The following is a 21,704-nucleotide window of genomic DNA, read 5'->3' as shown; positions in this document are numbered from 1 at the left end:
TTGAAAAACCGGGGAAACTCAATTAATTAATTTTTACTAATCGCGTCAATGATTGCCTTAATGGCGTCATCAAGACCAGCTGGGTTCTTCCCACCGGCTTGTGCCATGTTTGGACGACCGCCGCCGCCACCACCAAAGATTGGCGCAGCCAGCTTAATTAAATCGCCAGCCTTAAGCCCTTTAGCCAGTGCCTTGTCGCCTAATGCCACAATCATGTTAGCCTTGCCGTCTTTAGCTAAAGCCAATACCAAAACATCGGATTTAGCTTCGCTCTTCCAAGTATCAGCCAATTCACGCAAGTCGTTCATGGAAGCAACATCAGCCTTGGCAGCAATAACGCTTAAATCGCCAACCGTCTTCACATTGTTAAACAGATCACCAGCTTTAGCCTGGTTAATTTGCAAGGTCAAGGCTTCGATTTGCTTTTGGGCATCGTGCAGACTGGTTTCCAAGCTGCTTACCTTGTCGCTGATTAATTCCGGCTTGGTTGCCTTAACTTCAGCTTGCAAATCATCTAAGAGACCTGAGCGGTTTGCCAAATATTCATATGCCCGCTTTGAAGTTACGGCTTCAATCCGGCGCATCCCGGCACCAATTGCTGATTCCGAAGTAATCTTAAAGATGCCGATTTGTTCAGTGTTGGCAACGTGCGTACCACCACAGAATTCAATTGAGAAGTCGGACATTTGCACAACCCGGACTTTGTCAGTGTACTTGCCATCGAACAAAGCCAAAGCCCCCATCTGCTTACCGGTTTCAGGGTCGGTAATGGTGGTCTTAACTTTAATGGCATCCCAAATCTTTTGGTTAACGAGTTTTTCAACTGTTTGAATTTCTCGAGGCGTCATTGGGTCAAGGGCCGTAAAGTCAAAGCGCAAGTAGTCAGGTTCAACCAAAGAACCAGCTTGGTGGGTGTGGTCGCCTAAAACTTCACGCAAAGCTGCATGGAGCAAGTGCGTTGCTGAGTGCGAGTGGCGCAAACCTTCACGCCGGTCGCGATCAATCTTCAAAGTGTAAGTTTGACCCTTTTCCAGTGGCAAAATAATGTCAACAAAGTGCAGGTTTTGATCATTTGGTGCGTGTTGCACGTCCGTAACCTTAGCCACTAAATTGCCGTCTTGGTCGTAAATCGCACCGTGGTCAGCTACTTGACCCCCACGTTCAGCATAAAATGGGGTCTTGTCAAAGACTAAAGCTGCACTTTCGCCATCGGCCCGGTCAACCAGCTTATCGTCCACAATAATATCGATCAGTTTAGCTTGATCTTCGTAGACGCCATATTCGAATTCGCTGGCATCTTTCAAGTTCATCAAGGTTTCATCTTGAGAACCCATTGATTGCAAGTCGCCACGAGCCTTGCGGGCACGCTCTTTTTGGGCAGCCATTTCTGAGTCAAAGCCGGCCTTGTCAACCTTTAAGCCTTCATCTTCAGCAGATTCAACCGTCAATTCGTATGGGAAGCCGTAGGTGTCAAAGAGCTTGAAGGCATCCTTGCCGCTGATGGTCTTGTCTTTTGAAGCCTTGGCTTTATCAATTAAGTCATCTAACAAGCTAAGTCCTGATTCCAAAGTAGCTTGGAAACGGTCTTCTTCATTCTTGATGACTTTGGCAATGAAGTCTTGTTGATCTTGGACTTCTGGGTAGTGGCTAGCCATAATTTCACCAACCACTGGCACCAGTTTGTACAAGAAGGCATCGTCGATGCCCAGCTTCTTGCCGTTTAAGTCGGCCCGCCGGATTAACCGACGCAATACGTAACCTCGGCCTGAGTTTGATGGCAAAGCACCATCACCAATCGCAAAGGAAACGGCCCGAACGTGGTCAGCAATGATCTTGAAGGAAGTTGTGTCTTCCTTGTTTTCGCCATACTTCTTGCCTTTGGATAATTCTTCAGTCTTGTGAATAATCGGCATAAACAAGTCAGTTTCAAAGTTGGTTGGCGCATCTTGCAAGATTGACAAAACCCGTTCTAAGCCCATCCCCGTATCGATGTTCTTGTGCGGTTGATCAACATATTGGCCATTTGGCAAGTGATTGTATTGTGAGAAAACGATGTTCCAAATTTCCAAGTAGCGAGCATTTTCACCGCCAGGGAAGTTTTCAGGATCATCTTCACTAACGTCGTTGTTTTCTTGACCACGGTCGTAGAAAATTTCTGAGTCAGGACCACATGGACCTTCACCAATGTCCCAGAAGTTGTCTTCCAGTTTAACAATATGGTCTTCCGGCATCCCGGCCTTTACCCAAAAGTTATATGCATCAGTGTCTTTTGGATAAACCGTGCAGTAAAGTTTTTCTTTAGGCAAGGCCAGCCATTTTGGACTGGTCAAAAATTCCCATGCCCAGTTAATGGCATCTTCTTTAAAGTAATCACCAACAGAAAAGTTGCCGAGCATTTCAAAGAAAGTTTGGTGACGGGCAGTCTTACCAACATTTTCGATATCGTTGGTCCGGATTGACTTTTGTGAACTGGTAATCCGGTGATTCTTTGGTACGACTGAACCATCAAAGTACTTCTTCATCGTAGCAACCCCAGAGTTAATCCACAGCAAGGTTGGGTCATCTTGTGGAATTAAGCTTTGTGATTGCAGAATCATGTGGCCGTGTTCATGGAAGAAGTCCAAGAACATTTGCCGAAATTCTGAACTGGTTAGTTTCTTCATAATTGTAAAAAACTCCTCAACATAAAAACACCATTGCACTTTCAAGGACGCTCCATGCGCGGTACCACCTTGATTGCAACAGTGTTTGTTACCTCTTTGTTATTCTTGTTTGATGCATAAGTAGCACTTAATCAGCTGACTTTAGGCGATTCTCACCACGCGCCCTCTCTGTGAAAAGTTCGACTGACCAGTATGTCTTAATGACTCAAATTGTAGCTACAAGCGACCGATTTGTCAACGCCCTTGTTCACGCTTCCGCTTGCGTCGACGTTTTTCAGCTCTCGCTTGATGCCGCTGCTCCAGCTTGCGCTTTTGAGCTTCATCTCGGCGAATTGCTTCACGAATCTTTTTCTTGTAACCCGGTTTGCGCTTGCGCTTTTGCTTCTTCACCATGCCGATCAGTTTTGGATCGAGCTTTTTGTTAGCAGCCCGCCGATCTTCACGGCTATGGTGGTGTTTACGCGGCACTAACTCGCCGCGCTTCAAATCAACAAAGTCGAAATGAATGCCCATTTTTTCGAGTTCGCCAATCCGATTCAGTTCTTCTTCGCGCATCAAAGTAATGGCATGGCCTGGCAAGCCGTTACGTCCGGTACGGCCAATGCGGTGGATGACAAATTCCAAGTCTTTGGGAATTTCATAGTTAATGACCAGGCTAACCCCTGCAATATCAAGGCCTCTAGCCGCCAGGTCACTCGCAACGACGTATTGGAATTGTCCCTGTTCAACTTGGCGCACGGTCCGCCGGCGTTCGCGCTCTGTAATCCCGCCGTGAATGCGCGCAACTTTTAGCCCTTGATCTTGCAAATAGCGATAGATTTCATCCACTTTTTGCTTGGTATTAGCAAAAACCAAGGCCAAATATGGTTGCCCCATGGTTAACAGCTGATACAATACGGCCTTCCGGTCACGACTGCCGATATCGAGCAAGTCGTTCTTGATCGTTGGTGCGATAACTGCCGGATTATCGATGATAATTTCTTCTGGTTTAGCCATGTACTTGCGCAGGAAATTAGCCAGTTTAACGGGAATGGTCGCAGAAAAGGCCGCAAGTACCGTTTCCTTGCCCACTTTTGCCATGACCTTGTCAATATCAGTCAAAAAGCCCAAGTCCAGGGTCATATCTGCTTCATCAATGATAAAGTACTTAACTTGATCAACAGCAAAAATTTTCTTTTCCACAAAATCAAGCAGCCGTCCTGGAGTAGCAATTACCAATTGCGGTTTGGTTTGGGCAAAACGGTCCATTTGCCGCTGCCGATCGGTCCCGCCTGCTAAATGCGCAATGGCAAAATCCAGTCCGCTAGCCTGACGCAGACTTTTAGCCACTTGGTACAATTGATCTGCTAATTCTCGGCTAGGTGCCGTAATCACTGCCTGCACATAATGCTGGTCGATATTAATGGCATTGATGATCGGAATTAAGAAAGCGTGCGTTTTGCCGCTCCCAGTTGCTGCTTGCACAACACAACTAGTATTAGCAAGAAGTTTAGGAATTACTGCCTCCTGCACCTCAATTGGCTTGGTAAAGCCGATTTTTTGCAAACCAGTTACTAATTCTGGGCGCAAGCCGTCTTGAAAAATATTATTCATGTTCCTCCGAATATTTCTTAGTTACTTCAACTAATTCAGCAAAGATTTGTTTTACTTCGTCCATATTTGCTGCATTAGCACCACTAGCCAAGGCGTGGCCACCACCGCCGTGGTTTTCTGCTAATTGATTAATGACTGGGCCCTTTGACCGGTAGTGTACCCGGTAAGTGCCATCTGGCTTTTGGACAAACACATTCCAAGCTTGGATATCCTTAATGCGACCAGGCGTGCCCACAGCAACTGACGCTTCTTCAAATCCCAAGTTTAACTTCTGCAAATCAGCTTGCATCAAAACCGTCATTGCGGCTCCGCTAGGGTCAACTTCCATCTTGTCCATGGCAAGTGCCTGCAATTTAGCTTGGTTAAAGGTCACATCAGCAATATTTCTAGCAATATCAGTGATGCTGATACCGGTGTCGGCCAAAATAGCGGCAATTTTGAAGGTGTGCGCGTTGGTTTCAGGATACATGAAACGGCCAGTATCACCCAAAATGCCAGCGTACAAGGCTTCAGCAACTTCCTTAGTCAAAGGCAGCTTTTCCGCCAAAATGAAGTCTGCGACTACTTGGCTAGCGGCTGGGGCATCTTCATCAACGTAGCGCATATCGCCATAAGGATCACGATCTGGGTGGTGGTCAATCTTGATTAAAAAATCACCCTGATCATAACGCTGGTCAGAAATTCGCGGAGTGTTGGCAGTATCGGTAGTAATTACCAAAGCGCCTTGATAATCTTCGTCCTTAACGTCGTCCATCGTATTAATCCAGGCTAAGTCGCCTTCTGGTCCGCCAGCACACAGGACCTTTTTGCTAGGAAAAGCAGCCCGCAATGACCGAGCCAGGCCCGCCTGCGAGCCAATTGCATCTGGGTCCGGACTTTGGTGCCGGTGCAAGATAATGGTGTCATAAGCTTTGATTTTTTCGTAGATTTCGTCGAACGTGTTCATATTTAATAGCTCCTCGTAAAAACTCTACCCTACAGTTTAACAGAAAACCGGCGCAAGCGCCCTCCTATCCGCCTAAATCCGTATCAAACAAGTCAATTTCTTCATAGTTCACGGCTTGCAAATTAGTGACTGATAACCCCAGCAGGCGAGTTCCCGCTTCTAAAAACTCAGGTACATGCATGAGTAGTTCCCGTCCTTCGGCAAAAATGGTTTCAGCTTCTTGAGTTGGTGCTTTCAGCAAGCTGCGTCTGGTAATAGTTTGAAAATTGCGATCGCGAATTTTAAGCACGACGCAGCCGGCCGTTAAATGTCGCTTAGCTAAACTGTCAGCAAGCTGCCGACTAATTTGTCTTAAAAAACTCAAGGCTGCTTGTTCATCATGCAAACTGGGCTCAAAAGTCCGCTCTTTGCCAATAGATTTCCGCTGCCGGCTCGCCACCACCGGCGACAGGTCAATTCCTCGCGAATGCATGGCAATGACATAGCCTTGCCTTTGAAAATGATCGATCAGCCATTCAACGCTTTTTTCTTGCAAGTCCTTGCCGGTGTTAATCCCCATCGCCTGCATGACGGGCTTGGTCTTTTTGCCAATCCCGGGAAAAGTGCCAATATCTAGTTGCGCTAAAAATTCCATGGCATCCCCTGGCAAAATCACCGTTCGGCCAAAAGGCTTAGCATAGTCAGACCCGATTTTGGCTAAAAACTTATTGTATGAAACCCCAAAAGACGAGGTCAGATGGGTCGTTTGATAGACTTGCTGCTGCAGATAACTAGCTAACTGAATGGCGGAATAGTTTCCCAGCTTATTTTTAGTCACATCCAAATAAGCTTCATCAAGCGAAATCGGTTCGATAATATCGGTGACGCGGTGCATAATCTCATGCACTTGCGCAGAAGTCGCCCGATATTTTTCAAAATTAGGATCAATAAAAACCAGCAAGTCCTTGGGTACTTTTCGCACCGCTTCAATTGCTGGCATGGCACTGCCCACGCCATATTGCCGGGCCAAATAGTTCGCTGTGGTGATCACGCCGTGACCACCATGTTTACGCGGATCATGTGCTACCACCACCGCCTTATTTGCCAGTTCGGGATGGTCGCGCATTTCCACCGAAGCGTAAAAAGCATCCATGTCGAGATGAATAATTCGGCGATGGATGTCATTTTGCGGCAATAAATTTTCGCTAACCATAAATCCAGTGGCCAGCAGGACTTTCAAAGATCTTGTCGGCACTTTTAGCTCCCATGCGGTAAGGAGCATATTGTTCAATTACCGGGTGACCAGTTTCATTTTCGGCTTGCCAAGCTTCTTCAACGGCATCGATAAATTCCCAGTAGCGCTTCAATTCACCCCAGTGAGTAAAGTTGATGGAGTTGTTTAAAAAGACGTCGCGCAGCAGCCGTTCGTAGCCATCTGGCACTACCGCAGCTTCTGCTTCAGTCAGGCCAAAACAGAATTTTTCTTGCCGAATTGCATCGCCTTCAATGGTCTTACCGTTTAAAAGCAACCGTATCTGGCTTTCAGGATCAATTTCGATGGTCAGTTTGTTGGCGTGGGTTTGACCATAAGGATTTGGTTCATGTTTAAAGACCACGTCAATCCGGCTCATTTTTTCCTTAAATTGCTTGCCCGTTCTAAAGTAAATCGGAACTCCTTGCAAAGGACCTGCCCCAAATTTCATTTCGCCGGCAGCATAGGTTTCGGTCGTTGAATTAGGATCGACATTAGGTTCTTCTTTGTAAGCAAAGGTGTCGTCGCTAGCAGCATACTGGCCGCGGACAAAGTGTTTGGCAACATCTTCAGCAGTCGGAATATGGAGCGAATCCAGTAATTCCTGCTTAGCTTGGTGAATTGCCTTAGCTGTGATATCGCTTGGCGTCGGCATCGCCAACAAGGTAACAATTTGAAAAATATGGTTTTGGACCATGTCGCGCAAGGCCCCAGAGGTTTCATAGTAGCCGCCCCGAGCTTCTACGCCCAGCCGTTCAGCCAAAGTAACCTGAATATTTTGGATATGTGCTTTATTCCATACTGCTGCTAAGAGCGGGTTGGTAAAACGCAGCGGCATAATGTTTTGGACCATTTCCTTGCCTAAATAGTGGTCAATGCGGAAAATTTGGTCCTCACTAAAGCTAGCAGTAATTTGTTGGTTTAATTCGGTGGCGGTTGCTAAGGACCGGCCAAAAGGCTTTTCGACGACGATTCGGTTGAACCCGTCCCCAGTCAAATGTTGATCATTAATGTGGGTAGCAATGGTGCCAAAAAAGCGCGGAGCCATGGCCATGTAGAACAAGCGATTGCCTTTAGCACCGTATTTTTGATCCAAATCAGCTGCCAGTTCTTTTAAGGTAAAGTAGTGTTCAACGTTTGTGACATCATGACTTTGGTAGTAGAAGTGATGCGAAAATTCTTCTAAGTCAGCCTCATTTACTTCGTCATGAGTTTCATGAACAGCTTCGCGTACTTGACTTTGCAAGTATTCATGCGACCATGGCCGCCGAGCCGTTCCAATTACTGCAAAATGATCATGAATAATGCCTTGCTCATACAAGTTAAACAAAGCTGGGTATAGTTTTCGGTGGGCTAAGTCACCGCTGCCACCAAAAATAATCATAACTGCAGGGATATTTTTCATAATTGCCTCCATTGGTTTCCTGTTCTCAAAATAAATTAAAACACATCATTTTGAACAGCAAAAGAAAAAAGCGCCATTTGCGCTTTTTTTATTCTGCAGACTTAGAATCATCAGCTGCTTTGCTTTCATCAGTTTCAGCTGCTGTTTCTTCACTAGTAGTTTCAGACGTTTCAGACGTTTCGCTGCTTTCAGCTGTTTCACTATTTTCAGTAGTTTCAGCAGGCGCATCATCGCTTGGCAAAACTTGCCGAATAGCCATGCGGCTAAAAGTTAAATAAATGCCGTCAGCATCAATTACGACCGTTTTATCGGCATTGTTGATTGAGTCAACCTTGCCATACAAGCCGTCAACCAAGATAACCCGATCGCCCTTCTTTAATTGGTCCATCATTTCCATGCGTTTTTGTTGTTGCTTCTTTTGGGGACGAAGCATAAAGAAATACATAAACGCAGCAAAAACGATCAACAGAAGAATCATCGACCAGTTTGAACCAGTGCTAGCAGACGTATTTTTTGCCGCTAATAATAAAGTTGTCAATCTCTTCACCTCATATTTTTTTTACTATCAACATTAGGAATATGATACCGAATTTTTGCCCGCTTGTCACTCATTACTGTGCGGAAGGGGCAATCCTAATTGCAAGTAGGCTTTTTCTGTTACCATCCGCCCGCGTGGCGTCATGACAATAAAGCCGTTCTGCAATAAGTAAGGCTCATATAGGGCTTCAATGGTCTCGATATCTTCTCCCACATTGGCTGCTAGGGTCCGAATGCCCACTGGGCCACCATGATAGCCTTCAATCATGGTCCGTAATAATTTGCGGTCCGTTTGGTTTAACCCTTCATTATCGACTTCTAATTGTGTCAAAGCGTGTTCGGTCGTCGCCAAAGAAATTGCGGTTTCGCCTTTGACCTCGGCAAAATCACGCACCCGCTTCAATAGCCGGTTGGCTACTCGGGGCGTTCCCCGTGAACGACGAGCCAATTCATGAGCAGCTTGGTCTTCAATCTTAGTATTAAAAACCTGACTGGACCGCTGAATAATTTGTTCTAGTTCACTTACTGTATAGTATTGCATGTGCTCGACAATGCCAAACCGATCGCGCAAAGGAGCAGACAATTGTCCGGCCAAAGTGGTGGCACCAATTAAGGTGAACGGCGGCAGCGGAACGTGAACGGCATGCGTAGTTTGGCCTTCACCGATCACAATATCAATATAGTAGTCCTCCATGGCGGAATAAAGCACTTCTTCAACTGGTTTAGCCAGGCGGTGAATTTCGTCAATAAAAAGCACATCCCCCGGATCCAAATCTGACAACAAGGCTACCAAGTCGCCAGCTTTTTCAATCGCCGGACCGCTAGTACTTTTCAGCTTGACGCCCAGTTCGTTAGCAATGACAAAAGCTAGCGTGGTTTTTCCTAAACCCGGCGGTCCATACAGCAAAACATGGTCCAAGGCTTCATCCCGTTGTTGGGCCGCTTTAATATAGACTGCTAATTCCTTTTTCACCCGTTCTTGACCAAGATATTGGCTAAGACGCTGTGGTCGCAGCGTCAATTCCATCGCTTGATCGGCCTCATTAGCAGTGTTATCCGTAATTTCATCGTGTTCTGCCACTTAATTCACTTCCTTGCTTATTTTTTCAATAATAATGATAACCCCTTCTTGATATATTGGTCAGCTGAATCTAAATGCTCATCAGCCAATTTGGGAGTTATGCGATCAACTTCTTTTTGAGTATAGCCTAAGGCCAGCAAGGCCAACAAGGCATCGTTCAAAGCCGGCGAAATTTCGGCATCGACCTGGCGATCCAGCTTTTGGACATAGTCGCCTAACTTGCCCTTTAAGTCCAAGACAATTTGCGAAGCCGTCTTTTTGCCGACGCCTGGGAAGCGGGTAAGATATTTAACTTCGCCTTGTTCAATGGCTTCAGCAAGTGAAGTGCTGTCTTCAGCGGCCATAATAGCCATGGCACTCTTGGGGCCAATGCCCGAGACGCTTAATAATTTTAAAAATAAGCCCTTGCCTTCTTCGCTGTCAAAACCGTAAAGGCTGATATCGTTGTCGCGCACGACCTGCTCAATATAGACTTTGGTCTTTTGTCCAAGATGGTAGGCAAAAGGCGTTGGCGAATAAACTTTATAGCCGACTCCGCCCACGTCAATGGCAAGATAGTCAGGGGCAATTTTAGTAATGGTTCCTTCGAAATATTCGTACATGGTTATCCCTAATTTCGTTTAAACATCTTTCTAAGATCAGCTTCGCGCAAACGCACGATCACTAAATTGCCTTTAGGATCGTGATATGGATCGCTTAAAGCAGCTAAATCAAGCAGCAATTTTCGACACTCAGCTGGTGACAATTGACTAGACACCTTCATCCGCCCGGCTTCATCCGCAGCTAGGCGCGCAATCAATTTAGTCGCATCATGGCCTTGATTAATAAAAATATCCAGCAAACTGCGCAGGCTGGTTTCCAAGTCGCCATGAATAAAACTAGGTCGCGAGCGCACAATAAAAGCATCTTGTCCAAAATTCTCCAGCATAATCCCTAATTTGGCAATTTCCGCTAGTTGATCTTTCAAGGCTAAATAATCTAGATTGTTAAATTCTAACACTAATGGCGTTAAAAGTACTTGTTGGGCGCTTTGATGGTCAGCAATTTCTTGATAAATTTCTTCATAGCGCTTAGCCCGCAGCGCAGCAGCAATATCGATCAAATAAAGATCATGACCATGCATTGCTAACAGCAGCTTGTCGGTTTGACCAGCATAGGTTAATTCGGGCAGCTGCTGGTGTAAATTACGCTCGCCTTGCCCCAGCAGATCAGTTTTTGCCTGCTTATTAGAAAAAGGTGCTAATTGTTGCTGCTTCAGCACATTTTCATCCCAACTGGCCGTTAAGACATAGCGGTCATTATTTAGGACTTGATTCATGGAAACATAATTTTGCTCAGCCTGGTCCGGCTTGGGTTCCTCGATCAGGGGCTTAGGAATCGGCCGTTTGGTATCAACCACTTGTTCATTCAAGTTAAAGGCTAATTGGTCCTGCAAGTCAGGGGTTTTGGCTTCAACTAAATTACCTAACCCGCTAGCCGGCTGGCTCGCTTTTAAGAGACAAGCTCCCAAAGTACTAGTAATCAAGCGACTAAGTTCCTTTTCTTTGGATAAGCGAACTTCTTGTTTAGTCGGATGAACATTGACATCGACTAACAACGGATCGGTTTCAATCTTCAAAATCGTCACGGGATAATGTTTGGCCGCTAATTTTGCCCCATATGCATCCATAATAGCGTTATTCAACTGATTGTTGCGAATGTAGCGTCCATTTAGCAATAATGAGATGAAATTGCGACTTGAGCGCGTTACCTCCGGCTTAGTAGTCAAGCCAGAGATCGCAAAATCAGGGTCGCTGGCAGCAAACTCCAGCATCCCCTCAGCCAGTTTTCGGCCATAAATATTAGCGACCGTTTGCTTTAATTTGCCATTTCCCGGTGTATGCAGCAACACTTTGCCGTTATTAGCTAAAATAAATGAAATTTCAGCATGCCCCAAGGCAATGCGATTGATAATGTCAACAATGCGCATCGTCTCAGTCCGCGGACTTTTTAAATATTTGAGCCGGGCCGGCGTGTTGTAAAACAAATCACTGACGGTAATCTGCGTCCCTTCTTTGGCAGCAGCATCTTCTTGGCGTTTTTTCACGCCGCCGCTAAAATCAGCGACCACGCCCACCTGTCCTTTAACTGCCGTCAAAATTTCGACGCGCGCTACCGCCGCAATCGAGGCTAAGGCTTCACCCCGAAAGCCTAAAGTACCAACATTAAATAAATCTCGTTCGGTTTGAATCTTGCTAGTTGCATGGCGGGTAAAAGCCAGATCAATTTCATCACGGGCAATCCCGCTGCCGTTATCTTGAACCACAATTTGCCGCAAACCTGCATCGGTAAAATCAACCCGAATCCGATCGGCCCCGGCATCAATGGCGTTTTCCACTAATTCTTTGACGACGCTGGCAGGACGTTCAATCACTTCCCCAGCGGCAATTTGATTGCTTAAATTTTCTGACAGTTCATGAATCTTACTCATCGTCTTGATCCTTCAATTCTTGCTGCCATTGGCCAACTAAATCGCTAATTTGGTCCAAAATATCCAACCCTTTTTCTGTCAGGGGATCAGGTTCATTAGCCGCTGGCGCTTCTTGGGCAGGAGGTTCAGCAAACAAATCCAATTGCTGACTGGCTGGGCCTAAGCTGCTGGCACCTTGGGCTTCCAAGCGTTTAAGCATTTTGCGAGCATCGCGCAAGACGCGTGATGGCAAACCAGCTAATTGCGCTACGTGAATGCCGTAACTTTGATCAGCTGGTCCGGGCAAAATTTTGTGCAAAAAGATCAGCTTGCCGTCCTGTTCGCTCGCGCCGACATGGATATTGTGCAATTTGGGCAAAGTCTCTTCCAAATCGGTCAGTTCATGATAGTGGGTCGCAAATAAGGTTTTGGCCCCTACTTTATCATGCAGATATTTAACAATCGCCCCGGCCAAGGCCATCCCATCATAGGTGGCCGTTCCGCGGCCAATTTCATCAAACAAAACCAAGGAACGCTTGGTAGCATGCTGCAAGGCGTCATTAGCCTCACTCATTTCAACCATAAAAGTTGACTGGCCACTGATCAAATCATCAGCTGCCCCAATTCTAGTAAAAACTTGATCAAAGATCGGCAATTCCGCACTATCAGCCGGTACAAAGGAACCAATCTGCGCCATAATCGCAATTAAGGCTAGCTGCCGCATATAAGTAGACTTCCCTGACATATTAGGGCCAGTAATTAAGAAAATATCGGTATCCTCATGCATTTCCACATCATTGGGAATATAGCTGCCAGCCGACAGGACTTTTTCCACAACGGGATGCCGGCCAGCCTTAATCAGGATATCTTGATTGTCATCATGCATCTGCGGCCGGCAATAATTATTTTCTTCGCTGACGCTAGCCAAAGAACAATAGACATCCAAAGCAGCCAATTGATTGCCCAACTTTTGCAAGGCTGGAATGTACTGCTTGATATCATCACGCAAATCAATAAAAATCTGGTGTTCCAAGGTGGTCGAGCGGGTTTGTGCTTCCAAAATCAGATTTTCATGTTCTTTCAATTCCGGCGTAATGTAGCGTTCGGCATTCGTCAAGGTCTGCTTGCGTTGATAGCGATCAAGCGGCACTTTGTCCTTGTTGCCGTTGGTAACCTGCAGATAGTAGCCAAATACCTTGTTATATCCGACCTTCAGGTTATCAATCCCGGTCTTTTGTCGCTCTTCGGCTTCCATCTGCGCCATCCACTGCTTGCCGTTGTTCATGGCTTCCCGGTAGCGATCAAGCTGGTCATCAACACCTTCTTGAATCAAGCCGCCTTCAGTTGTCAGAATTGGCGGATCTGGCACCAAAGTATGAGTAATCTTTTGGCAAGCCTCAGTTAACGGGTCAACCTGCTTGGCATAATCTGTCAAAACATCAACGCCTGAGTCGGTCAAAGCTTGCAAAATTACCGGAACCGCACTCAGGGACTTAGACAGCTGCAGCATTTCGCGGGCATTAACATTGCCAAAAGCAATCCGCCCGGTCAGCCGTTCCAAGTCATAGACCCCCTTGAGGGCATCGATCACATTTTCCCGCACGAAATAGCTATCCAAGAAAGCTTGCACCATTTCTTGGCGGGCGTTAATTTCATTCAAAGATAAAAGCGGCCGGCTAATCCACTGTTTCAACAAGCGGCCACCCATTGCCGTATGGGTTTTATCAAGGACCCAGAAAAGCGAGCCCAGCTTTTTGCCGGTTTTCGCTGAACTTTCCAGTTCAAGATTTGACTGGACGGTGTGCGACAATTGCAGGTACTGATTTACCTCATAGCTTCTGGCAATCTGCAAATGGGCCAAACTGCGTTTTTGCGTTGCCAGCAAATAACCGACTAGCTGCACGGCTGCCGCTTTTTCAGACTTGCGCGTTAAATTTTGCGTCACGTAAGAAATTTCTGCTCGGGCTTCATCAACTTCAGCTGGCTGGGAAACGATAATGTTGGCCTTGTTTAAAAAGTCGCGCTCACTGTCAGTCAAATCGCCGCCGTAGACCATTTCGCGCGTTCTTAAGGACAAGAGTTCATTTTCAACAGCGGAAAACTGCTTCAAGTGGGTCGCATAGACTTCACCTGTGGATAAGTCGCTGTAAGCTAAACCAAAGCCCTGCTTGTCTTTGACCACGCTAGTCAAATAGTTGGCGTCGCTAGCAGCGTTCGGGTTCTCGTTCATCATCGTCCCAGGGGTGACCAGCTGGATCACGCCTCGCTTAACCGTCGTTTTAGCTGTCGCCGGATCTTCAAGTTGTTCACATAAGGCAACTTTGTATCCTTTATCGACTAAAGTATTCACATAAGTGTCCACAGCTTGGTGAGGCACCCCAGCCATGGGAATTGGGTTTTTACTCTTATTTGAGCGGTGCGTCAGGGTCAGTTCCAGCAGCTGCGCCCCTTTGACCGCGTCATCCTCAAAAAGTTCATAGAAATCCCCGACACGATAAAATAGGAATGCGTCAGGATATTGCTCTTTGATTTCATAGTACTGCTCCATCATTGGAGTACTTGATTTTGCGTTCGCCATGGATATCTCTTTCTGTCAAATATGTCTAGTTAACATTATACGACATAGACCAGAAAACGAAAAAGAAGCGACTAGGCTGTCGCTTCTTTAGTGTACTAATAAGAAAAATTTCGATTATTTTACATCATGCCAGGTTGTGCACCAGCTTGTGGAGCTGCTGGCTTATCTTCTGGAATGTCAGCTACAACTGCTTCAGTCGTCAAGAGCAAGGCTGCGATTGAAGCGGCGTTTTGCAATGCTGAACGGGTAACCTTGGTTGGGTCAATGATCCCGGCCTTAACCATGTTTTCCCATTCGCCAGTAGCTGCGTTGTAACCAATTTCTGGCTTTTCGTGTTGCAAGTGGTCAACGATAACTGAACCGTCGGTACCAGCGTTTTCAGCAATTTGATGAACTGGTGCAGTCAAAGCACGGGCAACAATGTTGATCCCAGTTTGTTCATCAGCAGTTTCACCCTTAACTTCGCTAACTGCCTTTTGGGCATTTACTAAAGCTGTACCACCACCAGCAACGTAGCCTTCTTCAACGGCTGCGCGAGTAGCGTTCAAAGCGTCTTCGATCCGGTAACGACGTTCCTTCAATTCAGTTTCAGTAGCAGCACCGACGTGAATGACAGCAACACCACCGGTTAACTTAGCAAGACGTTCTTGCAGCTTCTTCTTGTCGTAGTCAGAAGTTGTAGTTTCAATTTGCTTTCTGATTAAGTCTTCGCGTTCCTTGATGTCGCCATCGCTGCCAGCACCGTCAACAATCGTCGTTGAGTCCTTGGTTACCGTTACCCGGCGAGCTGAACCTAATTGATCAATCTTAGTGTCCTTAAGTTCCAAACCAAGGTCTGAAGTAATTACTGTACCGCCAGTCAAAGCAGCGATATCTTGCAATTGTTCCTTCCGGCTGTCGCCAAAGCCAGGAGCCTTAACCGCAACAACGTTGAAAGTACCACGCATCTTGTTCAATACCAAAGTTGGCAAAGCTTCACCGTCAACATCGTCAGCAATGATTAACAATGCCTTACCTTGTTGCACGATTTCTTGCAGCAATGGCAAAATATCGTTAATGTTAGAAATCTTCTTGTCAGTGATCAAGATGTATGGGTTGTCAAGGTCAGCTTCCATCTTGTCGTTGTCAGTTACCATGTATTGTGACAAGTAACCGCGGTCAAATTGCATCCCTTCAACAACTGACAATTCAGTGTCAATACCACGTGAGTCTTCGATAGTAATAACACCGTCGTGACCAACCTTTTCCATTGCGTCAGCGATCAATTCACCAACTTCTTTAGAAGCTGATGAAACTGAAGCAACTTGGGCAATTTGGTCCTTTGAAGAAACCTTGTGGCTGATCTTGTGCAATTCATCAACGGCAGCACTAGTAGCCTTTTCAATCCCGCGACGAATGCCAACTGGGTTAGCACCAGCAGTAACGTTCTTCATGCCTTCCTTAACAATTGCTTGGGTCAAAACAGTAGCAGTTGTCGTGCCGTCACCAGCAATGTCGTTAGTCTTTTGGGCAGCTTCAGCAACTAATTTAGCACCCAGGTTTTCGTAGTGATCCTTAAGTTCAATTGCCTTAGCGATTGTGACACCGTCGTTAGTAATTTCAGGGTTGCCGTAAGTTTGTTCCAAAACGACGTTGCGACCCTTAGGACCAATGGTAGTCTTTACTGTGTCAGCTAGCTTGTTAACACCATCAACCAAACGACTTCTTGCATCTTCTGAGAATTTAATGTCTTTTGCCATCTAAAATGCCCCCTGATTACTTGATAATTGCTAAAATGTCTTTTTCGTGAAGGACTAAGTATTTTTCACCTTCGTAGGTAACGTTAGTGCCAGAGTACTTGTCGTACAATACTACATCGCCGGTCTTAACCGTCATTGGCAGCTTGTCGCCATTTTCAGCATATGCACCAGCACCGACGGCAACTACTTCACCTTGAGTTGGCTTTTCTTTTGCGTTAGAAGCAAGAACGATGCCACCGACCGTTTCTTCCTCTTCCTTCTTGACTTTAACGACTACGCGATCACCGATTGGTTGTAACACGTTAATCCCTCCTAAATATCTTTCTTGTGAGTTAAAAGTTATTTGCTAGTTTATCCATTAGCACTCTTATTTGCCAAGTGCTAACTTACAATGTAAATAGTAACCTTTTTAAAAAGCATTTGCAAGCAAAAATTAGCACTTTTAAGCAAAAAGTGCTAATTATTTGTTAAACGTGTTTAATTGTAATATCGCTCATGCTGGCACGGCCTTTAAGAACTAGCCTTGGGCCGTCTCCTGCAACATAATCAGCTTCCACATCGCCCAGAGATCCAGCTAACTGATTATCGACCTGCCAGTTTTTAGGAATATAGAGATTTACATCCCCCATCGATGAATTGAAGTTCACAATCACTTCATCGCCAGCTGCCTTGGCATCATCGAGATAAACATTAATGTCGCTCATTGAGGAATCAATCGTAATGGTGCGCAAATTTTGCGAGTGCACATAGCGTGAAACATCCGACATGCTGGAGCTAATTACCACATTGTCGCTGTCTACGCCAAAACTAGTGTCATCCATAATATTTTTTCGACCCTTAAACAAGCGGCCATGCTTTAAGTCTGACCAGTTAACGTCAACCTTTTGGCCGTTAACTACAATAGTTGGGGAAAAGCTTTTTTTATACAGCAGCCTGATTCCCAAGGATAACAAGATCGCTGCCAGTAAAATGGTCCAAGGGGCCAAAGCCTGAATGTGCAAAGGCTTAGCATAAATAATCAGCAAAAAGGCTGCCGAAAAAATGCTGCTGTAAATTCTGCGGTTGACAATGGCGGTAATCAATGCTGCCCCAAAAATGACCGTCCAAAAGATCGACCAAAATCCCAAGGTAAAAGGAAACAGGTGCAGCTGATCCATTACTAAAAAGACCGCTGCTGCAATAAAGCCTAGACCGAGCAGCGACCGATTTAATTTAACTTTTGTTTTTGCTCTCATCATTGAGCCCTTCTTTCATCTAACTTGGTTCTTAATTCTCGGTAGTATCGTCTTGAGACATAAACTGTCTTATAAGAATTTTGAAATTGAATCTGGCAATTGGAAATCGATCTAGTTAAGGCATAAATCTGATCCAAGTTTAAGATCGTAGATTTAGACACCCGCATGAATTGACCGCCTAATAAATTTTCCAGCTCATAAAGTTTGTACTTCACCGCATAGGAATGCTTTTTAGTATGAGCCATTACCTGCTTAGCCTCAGTTTCAAAAAACAAAATGTCGGAAATCTTTAAATAATACGCGGTACTGCCCCGATAGCCGGTAATCTGATCATCCTGAGCTGAATTTTCCTGCAATCTGCGATAAAGCCGTTCAATTTCAGGAGTAATTTTAGCTGCCTTGATAATAACCTCATTTTCACTTTGATCAGGATCGATCTCCAATTTCACCTTCATCAATCTCACCACCTTTACTTGTTAATTCTATTTAACCTTGAAAAAACGATAAAAGCTATCCCTTTGGTTCAAGCGGTTAAAAAGCCGAACTAAGCGGTAAACAAAAACGGCCAAACGAAATTCGTTTGACCGTTTAGCTTTTTAATAAACAGAGGGGAAATAAGTTGCTTAATTGTGTGCCGTCAAAGCAATTAAGTTATCGCCATGCTTTTGACCTGCATCGGTAATCCGTGACACGCTAGCGCAGTTGGCAGTGTTAGTGATTACCACCATCACCGTTGTGTCATAGCCAGCTGCCTTAACTGCAGCTAAATCAACTGTCCCTAACTTGTCACCCTTATTTACACGTTGACCTTGCTTGACAAAGCTTTCAAAATGTTCGCCTTGCAAATTAACCGTGTCTAAGCCAATGTGAATCAGGACTTCTGCCCCATCATCAGACTTAATGCCGTAGGCATGTTTGGTTTCATAGGCAATGGTCACTTCGCCGCTAACCGGTGCGTAGATTGTCCCATCACTAGGAACAATGGCTGCCCCATCACCCATTAATTTAGTTGAAAATACCTGGTCGTTTACTTTGGTCAAACTTTCTGGTTGACCATCAACTGGTGAAGCAACAACTTCATCTTTTAAGCTCAATTGTTCTTGAGCGACTGCTTCGGCTTTAGCTGAGGCTTCAGCTTGCGTAGTGGCGTCAGCTACTGTGGCAGTTTGGACGCTAGCACCTTCATGCAAGTTCTTCTTGCCGTAGATAAAGGTTAAAGTAAAGGCAATTGCCATTGAAATAATTTCAGCTACTGCCCACATTGGAATACTCTTAGCGTACATTGACAAAAAGCCAAGCCAACCAGCTGAACCCATGGAAGCAGCAGTTACGTGAGTCAAGCCAGCAAAAGCTGCCCCAATGCCTGATCCGATCAAGGCACAGAAGAATGGGAAGCGGTACTTTAAGTTAACCCCAAACAAAGCTGGTTCAGTAATCCCTAAGAAAGCTGAAATACTTGATGATGAAGCTAAACTCTTAACCTTCTTGTCCTTAGTTAAGAAGTAAATTGCGGCCGTGGCAGCACCTTGGGCAACGTTAGCCATACATGCAGTAACGAAGATAAAGTCACCCGCACCTTGGCCCTTGCTGAAGGCGGCAATTAATTGCGTTTCCACTGCTGGGAAACTTTGGTGCAAACCGGTAGTAACGATTGCTGAGTAAGTCAAACCGAAGACGCCCATGCCTAATGCACCGGTGGTGTTGTAAAGCCATACGATAGCATCAGTAACGCCATCTGATACGCCCTTGAAGACCGGTCCAATCACCGCATAAGTTAAGAAACCGGTAATCATTAATGAAAGCAGTGGCGTAAAGGTAAAGTCAACAGCTGATGGCAGCCACTTGTGGAAATTCTTTTCCAAAATTGACAACACCCAAACGGCTACCAAGACGGGAATAACTTGGTATTGGTAGCTGGTTTGTGGAATTTTATAACCAAACAGCGTCCAATAGTGCGTAGCTCCCAACAAACCTGGGGTGGTCATAATCATCCCGACAGCCGCACCTAAGAATTGGTTGGCACCAAATCGTTTAGCTGCTGACATCCCAACCAAGATTGGCATAAAGATAAATGGGGCTGCCGACATAACTTGGATAATTGCCGAAATGGCTGCCAAGTTTGGATGTCCGCTAACTAAGGCTTTGGAGCCAAACAAACCTGGTGAAGTCAGGAAATTGTTCAAAGCCATTAACAAACCGCCCGCAACCAAGGCTGGAATAATCGGTACGAAAATGTCTGACAAAAGCTTGATGAAGGCCATCACCGGGTTAAACTTCTTGCCTTGGCTAGCGACCTTCTTCAGATCATCAGTTGAAACTTCCTTTAAGCCGGTAAGTTTGATGAATTCATCATAAACGTCATTAACATCCCCAGGCCCGATAATAACCTGATATTGCCCATCGGCTCTGAATGTCCCTTTAACATCAGGATCATTGTCCAAACCGTTTTGGTCGATTTTTTGATCATCTTTTAATACTAAACGCAAACGAGTGGCACAGTGGGCACCAGCGATAATGTTATCGCGTCCCACATACCCAATTACTCGTTGAGCGACTTTTTTGTGGTCCATATTGTCCTCCTCGATGAAACCGCTTTAAACTTTCTAAAACTATGATAGCGCATTCTTGAAATATGTCAATCGTTTAACATAAAAATTTTATTATTAGCTAATTCCGTTGCTATCATAGTGTTTGTAGCTGTTATTCGTTTGACATGGCTGACTTAATTAACTAAAATTAGCTATTATAAAGATAACGCTTACAATAAGGAGAAAAATAAATTATGGAATGGACAAGAGCAAAAAGATATTTACCTTATGATCAATGGAGTGCCGAAAGATTACTTAAACTCCAGGCCCAAGCTGACCGTTCTCAATATCAGCTGCGCTACCATATTCGCCCAAAAAGCGGCTTATTAAACGACCCCAATGGTTTTTCCTATTTTAACGGTGCTTACCACGTTTTCTACCAATCATTTCCCTTTGGTGCAGTTCACGGTTTAAAGAGCTGGATGCACATGACCTCACCAGATATGGTAAATTGGCAAGAACAAGGTTTAGCAATTGCCCCCGACACCACCTATGATTCGCACGGCGCCTATTCTGGTTCGGCCATCCAACAAGGAGACAAACTCTTCTTAATGTATACCGGCAACCACCGCACTGAAGATTGGGAACGCATCCCTTATCAACTAGGAGCCTGGATGGATAAAACCGGCAAAGTAACTAAACTGCCCCAGCCTCTTTTCAAAAATCCGGCAGGAATTTCCGAACACTTCCGCGACCCGCAGGTCATCAAGGCTAATGGCAAATTCTATGCCGTCTTGGGAGCTCAGACGGCGAGCGATCAAACCGGGCAGGTGATGCTGTATCAATCAAAGGATCTGTTAAATTGGGAGAAAGCAGGTTTTTTGCATTTTACTGATGAAAAGCTGGGTTACATGGTTGAATGCCCTAACCTAGTTAAGGTTGACGGCAAGTATGTGCTGATCTTCTGTCCTCAAGGACTGAGCCAGGAAGTGAGCGACTACCAAAATATTTACCCTAATATGTATGTCATCTTCGACGATATCAATTGGGATACTTTAGAAGCAGTCAATCCTTCTCCTTTGTATAACCTGGATGGGGGCTTTGACGTTTATGCAACGCAAGCCTTCAATGACCAAGATGGGACAGCTTATGCCATCAGCTGGGTAGGCTTGCCCGACATTTCCTACCCGACAGATGATGAAAATTGGGCTAACTGCTTAAGCCAAGTTAAAGAGCTGCATCTTAAAGACGGCCGGCTTTACCAAACGCCAGTTAGCGGAATTGCCAGTTTGCATGAATTTGAACAAAGTCTGGAAAATACTCCTGAAATTTGTGCAGTCACTGATAATCAGTATGAACTTGAATTAACCATTGCCCCCAACCAGCAAGGCAATCTTTACCTGCAGACTGACAAAGACCTTAAACATGGGGTAAAATTAACTTTTGATACTGCAGCCGGGTACCTGGCTTTGGACCGGAGCCAAACGAGTCAGCCTTTTAATGAAAAATATGGTCTGATCCGCTCCAGTCGTTTGCCAGCCCAGCAAGCAGCAAAACTAAGAATTTTTGTTGACCACTCATTAATTGAAGTCTTTGTCAACGATGGTGAGCAGGTCCTGACAGGTCGCTACTTTACTTCACCAGCAGCCAGCCGCATTGCTTTTGATCAACCGGTCAACTATCGCGGCCACTACTGGGATATGCGTCCAATCTAGAAAG

16 protein-coding genes are annotated in these 21,704 nt (G+C 45.4%); 1 reads left to right on the top strand and 15 read right to left on the bottom strand.

Going from position 1 to position 21,704, the window contains the following annotated elements; genetic code table 11:
- Positions 1-26: 26 nt before the first annotated feature.
- The 15 genes from alaS to KI210_RS06025 all read right to left on the bottom strand — a co-directional run bounded on the left by alaS (position 27) and on the right by KI210_RS06025 (position 20,027).
- A complete protein-coding gene (alaS, locus tag KI210_RS06095; protein WP_212781014.1) occupies positions 27-2,663 on the bottom strand; it encodes an alanine--tRNA ligase in 2,637 nt (878 codons plus the stop codon).
- A 234-nt stretch (positions 2,664-2,897) separates the two neighbouring features.
- A complete protein-coding gene (locus KI210_RS06090; protein WP_212781013.1) occupies positions 2,898-4,256 on the bottom strand; it encodes a DEAD/DEAH box helicase in 1,359 nt (452 codons plus the stop codon).
- Positions 4,249-5,202 carry a DHH family phosphoesterase gene (locus KI210_RS06085; protein ID WP_212781012.1) on the bottom strand — a complete coding sequence of 318 codons (954 nt, stop codon included), beginning with the start codon at positions 5,200-5,202 and terminating at the stop codon, positions 4,249-4,251. Before KI210_RS06085 ends, KI210_RS06090 begins: the two co-directional genes overlap by 8 nt.
- A gap of 64 nt (positions 5,203-5,266) precedes the next feature.
- The gene (gene dinB / locus KI210_RS06080) at positions 5,267-6,394 is read right to left on the bottom strand and encodes a DNA polymerase IV (RefSeq protein ID WP_212781038.1); all 1,128 of its coding nucleotides are present in this window, start codon (positions 6,392-6,394) and stop codon (positions 5,267-5,269) included.
- The gene (zwf, locus tag KI210_RS06075) at positions 6,387-7,838 is read right to left on the bottom strand and encodes a glucose-6-phosphate dehydrogenase (RefSeq protein WP_212781011.1); all 1,452 of its coding nucleotides are present in this window, start codon (positions 7,836-7,838) and stop codon (positions 6,387-6,389) included. Before zwf ends, dinB begins: the two co-directional genes overlap by 8 nt.
- 88 nt (positions 7,839-7,926) lie before the next feature.
- A complete protein-coding gene (gene yajC / locus KI210_RS06070) occupies positions 7,927-8,385 on the bottom strand; it encodes a preprotein translocase subunit YajC (protein WP_371870189.1) in 459 nt (152 codons plus the stop codon).
- Positions 8,386-8,442: 57 nt separating this feature from the next.
- A complete protein-coding gene (ruvB, locus tag KI210_RS06065) occupies positions 8,443-9,456 on the bottom strand; it encodes a Holliday junction branch migration DNA helicase RuvB (RefSeq protein WP_212781010.1) in 1,014 nt (337 codons plus the stop codon).
- Between the two features lie 17 nt (positions 9,457-9,473).
- Complete coding sequence (gene ruvA, locus KI210_RS06060) at positions 9,474-10,058, bottom strand: Holliday junction branch migration protein RuvA (protein ID WP_212781009.1); 585 nt, start codon at positions 10,056-10,058, stop codon at positions 9,474-9,476.
- Between the two features lie 8 nt (positions 10,059-10,066).
- Positions 10,067-11,926: a DNA mismatch repair endonuclease MutL gene (gene mutL, locus KI210_RS06055; protein ID WP_212781008.1), complete on the bottom strand. Its 1,860-nt coding sequence runs from the start codon at positions 11,924-11,926 to the stop codon at positions 10,067-10,069.
- On the bottom strand, positions 11,919-14,456 hold the full coding sequence (gene mutS, locus KI210_RS06050; RefSeq protein WP_212781036.1) for a DNA mismatch repair protein MutS: 2,538 nt from the start codon (positions 14,454-14,456) through the stop codon (positions 11,919-11,921). Before mutS ends, mutL begins: the two co-directional genes overlap by 8 nt.
- A 146-nt stretch (positions 14,457-14,602) precedes the next feature.
- Positions 14,603-16,222, bottom strand: coding sequence for a chaperonin GroEL (gene groL / locus KI210_RS06045; RefSeq protein WP_212781007.1), 1,620 nt, complete (start codon positions 16,220-16,222; stop codon positions 14,603-14,605).
- Between the two features lie 16 nt (positions 16,223-16,238).
- Positions 16,239-16,523 carry a co-chaperone GroES gene (gene groES / locus KI210_RS06040; protein ID WP_212781006.1) on the bottom strand — a complete coding sequence of 95 codons (285 nt, stop codon included), beginning with the start codon at positions 16,521-16,523 and terminating at the stop codon, positions 16,239-16,241.
- A 166-nt stretch (positions 16,524-16,689) separates the two neighbouring features.
- Complete coding sequence (locus KI210_RS06035; protein WP_212781005.1) at positions 16,690-17,457, bottom strand: LiaF transmembrane domain-containing protein; 768 nt, start codon at positions 17,455-17,457, stop codon at positions 16,690-16,692.
- Complete coding sequence (locus tag KI210_RS06030; RefSeq protein ID WP_212781004.1) at positions 17,457-17,912, bottom strand: LytTR family DNA-binding domain-containing protein; 456 nt, start codon at positions 17,910-17,912, stop codon at positions 17,457-17,459. Before KI210_RS06030 ends, KI210_RS06035 begins: the two co-directional genes overlap by 1 nt.
- A 168-nt stretch (positions 17,913-18,080) precedes the next feature.
- A complete protein-coding gene (locus tag KI210_RS06025) occupies positions 18,081-20,027 on the bottom strand; it encodes a sucrose-specific PTS transporter subunit IIBC (RefSeq protein ID WP_212781003.1) in 1,947 nt (648 codons plus the stop codon).
- A gap of 212 nt (positions 20,028-20,239) precedes the next feature.
- Here KI210_RS06025 and KI210_RS06020 point away from each other — a divergent pair, with 212 nt between their 5' ends.
- Complete coding sequence (locus tag KI210_RS06020) at positions 20,240-21,700, top strand: sucrose-6-phosphate hydrolase (protein ID WP_212781002.1); 1,461 nt, start codon at positions 20,240-20,242, stop codon at positions 21,698-21,700.
- Positions 21,701-21,704 lie beyond the last annotated feature (4 nt).

Origin of the sequence: Lactobacillus corticis, from assembly GCF_018327645.1 — a bacterium.
In the GTDB taxonomy this organism is placed as follows: Bacteria; Bacillota; Bacilli; order Lactobacillales; family Lactobacillaceae; genus Lactobacillus; species Lactobacillus corticis.
The sequence above is the reverse complement of the archived record's forward strand: the minus strand, read 5'-3'. Positions and strand labels throughout refer to the sequence as shown.

What these genes read in the sequence shown, in the direction of transcription:
- KI210_RS06085 (WP_212781012.1), bottom strand. Translation starts at nt 5,202, where the DNA reads ATGAACACGTTCGACGAAATCTACGAAAAAATCAAAGCTTATGACACC.
- KI210_RS06030 (WP_212781004.1), bottom strand. Translation starts at nt 17,912, where the DNA reads ATGAAGGTGAAATTGGAGATCGATCCTGATCAAAGTGAAAATGAGGTT.
- KI210_RS06025 (WP_212781003.1), bottom strand. Translation starts at nt 20,027, where the DNA reads ATGGACCACAAAAAAGTCGCTCAACGAGTAATTGGGTATGTGGGACGC.
- KI210_RS06035 (WP_212781005.1), bottom strand. Translation starts at nt 17,457, where the DNA reads ATGAGAGCAAAAACAAAAGTTAAATTAAATCGGTCGCTGCTCGGTCTA.
- ruvA (WP_212781009.1), bottom strand. Translation starts at nt 10,058, where the DNA reads ATGTACGAATATTTCGAAGGAACCATTACTAAAATTGCCCCTGACTAT.
- dinB (WP_212781038.1), bottom strand. Translation starts at nt 6,394, where the DNA reads ATGGTTAGCGAAAATTTATTGCCGCAAAATGACATCCATCGCCGAATT.
- KI210_RS06090 (WP_212781013.1), bottom strand. Translation starts at nt 4,256, where the DNA reads ATGAATAATATTTTTCAAGACGGCTTGCGCCCAGAATTAGTAACTGGT.
- alaS (WP_212781014.1), bottom strand. Translation starts at nt 2,663, where the DNA reads ATGAAGAAACTAACCAGTTCAGAATTTCGGCAAATGTTCTTGGACTTC.
- groL (WP_212781007.1), bottom strand. Translation starts at nt 16,222, where the DNA reads ATGGCAAAAGACATTAAATTCTCAGAAGATGCAAGAAGTCGTTTGGTT.
- mutS (WP_212781036.1), bottom strand. Translation starts at nt 14,456, where the DNA reads ATGATGGAGCAGTACTATGAAATCAAAGAGCAATATCCTGACGCATTC.
- mutL (WP_212781008.1), bottom strand. Translation starts at nt 11,926, where the DNA reads ATGAGTAAGATTCATGAACTGTCAGAAAATTTAAGCAATCAAATTGCC.
- zwf (WP_212781011.1), bottom strand. Translation starts at nt 7,838, where the DNA reads ATGAAAAATATCCCTGCAGTTATGATTATTTTTGGTGGCAGCGGTGAC.
- KI210_RS06020 (WP_212781002.1), top strand. Translation starts at nt 20,240, where the DNA reads ATGGAATGGACAAGAGCAAAAAGATATTTACCTTATGATCAATGGAGT.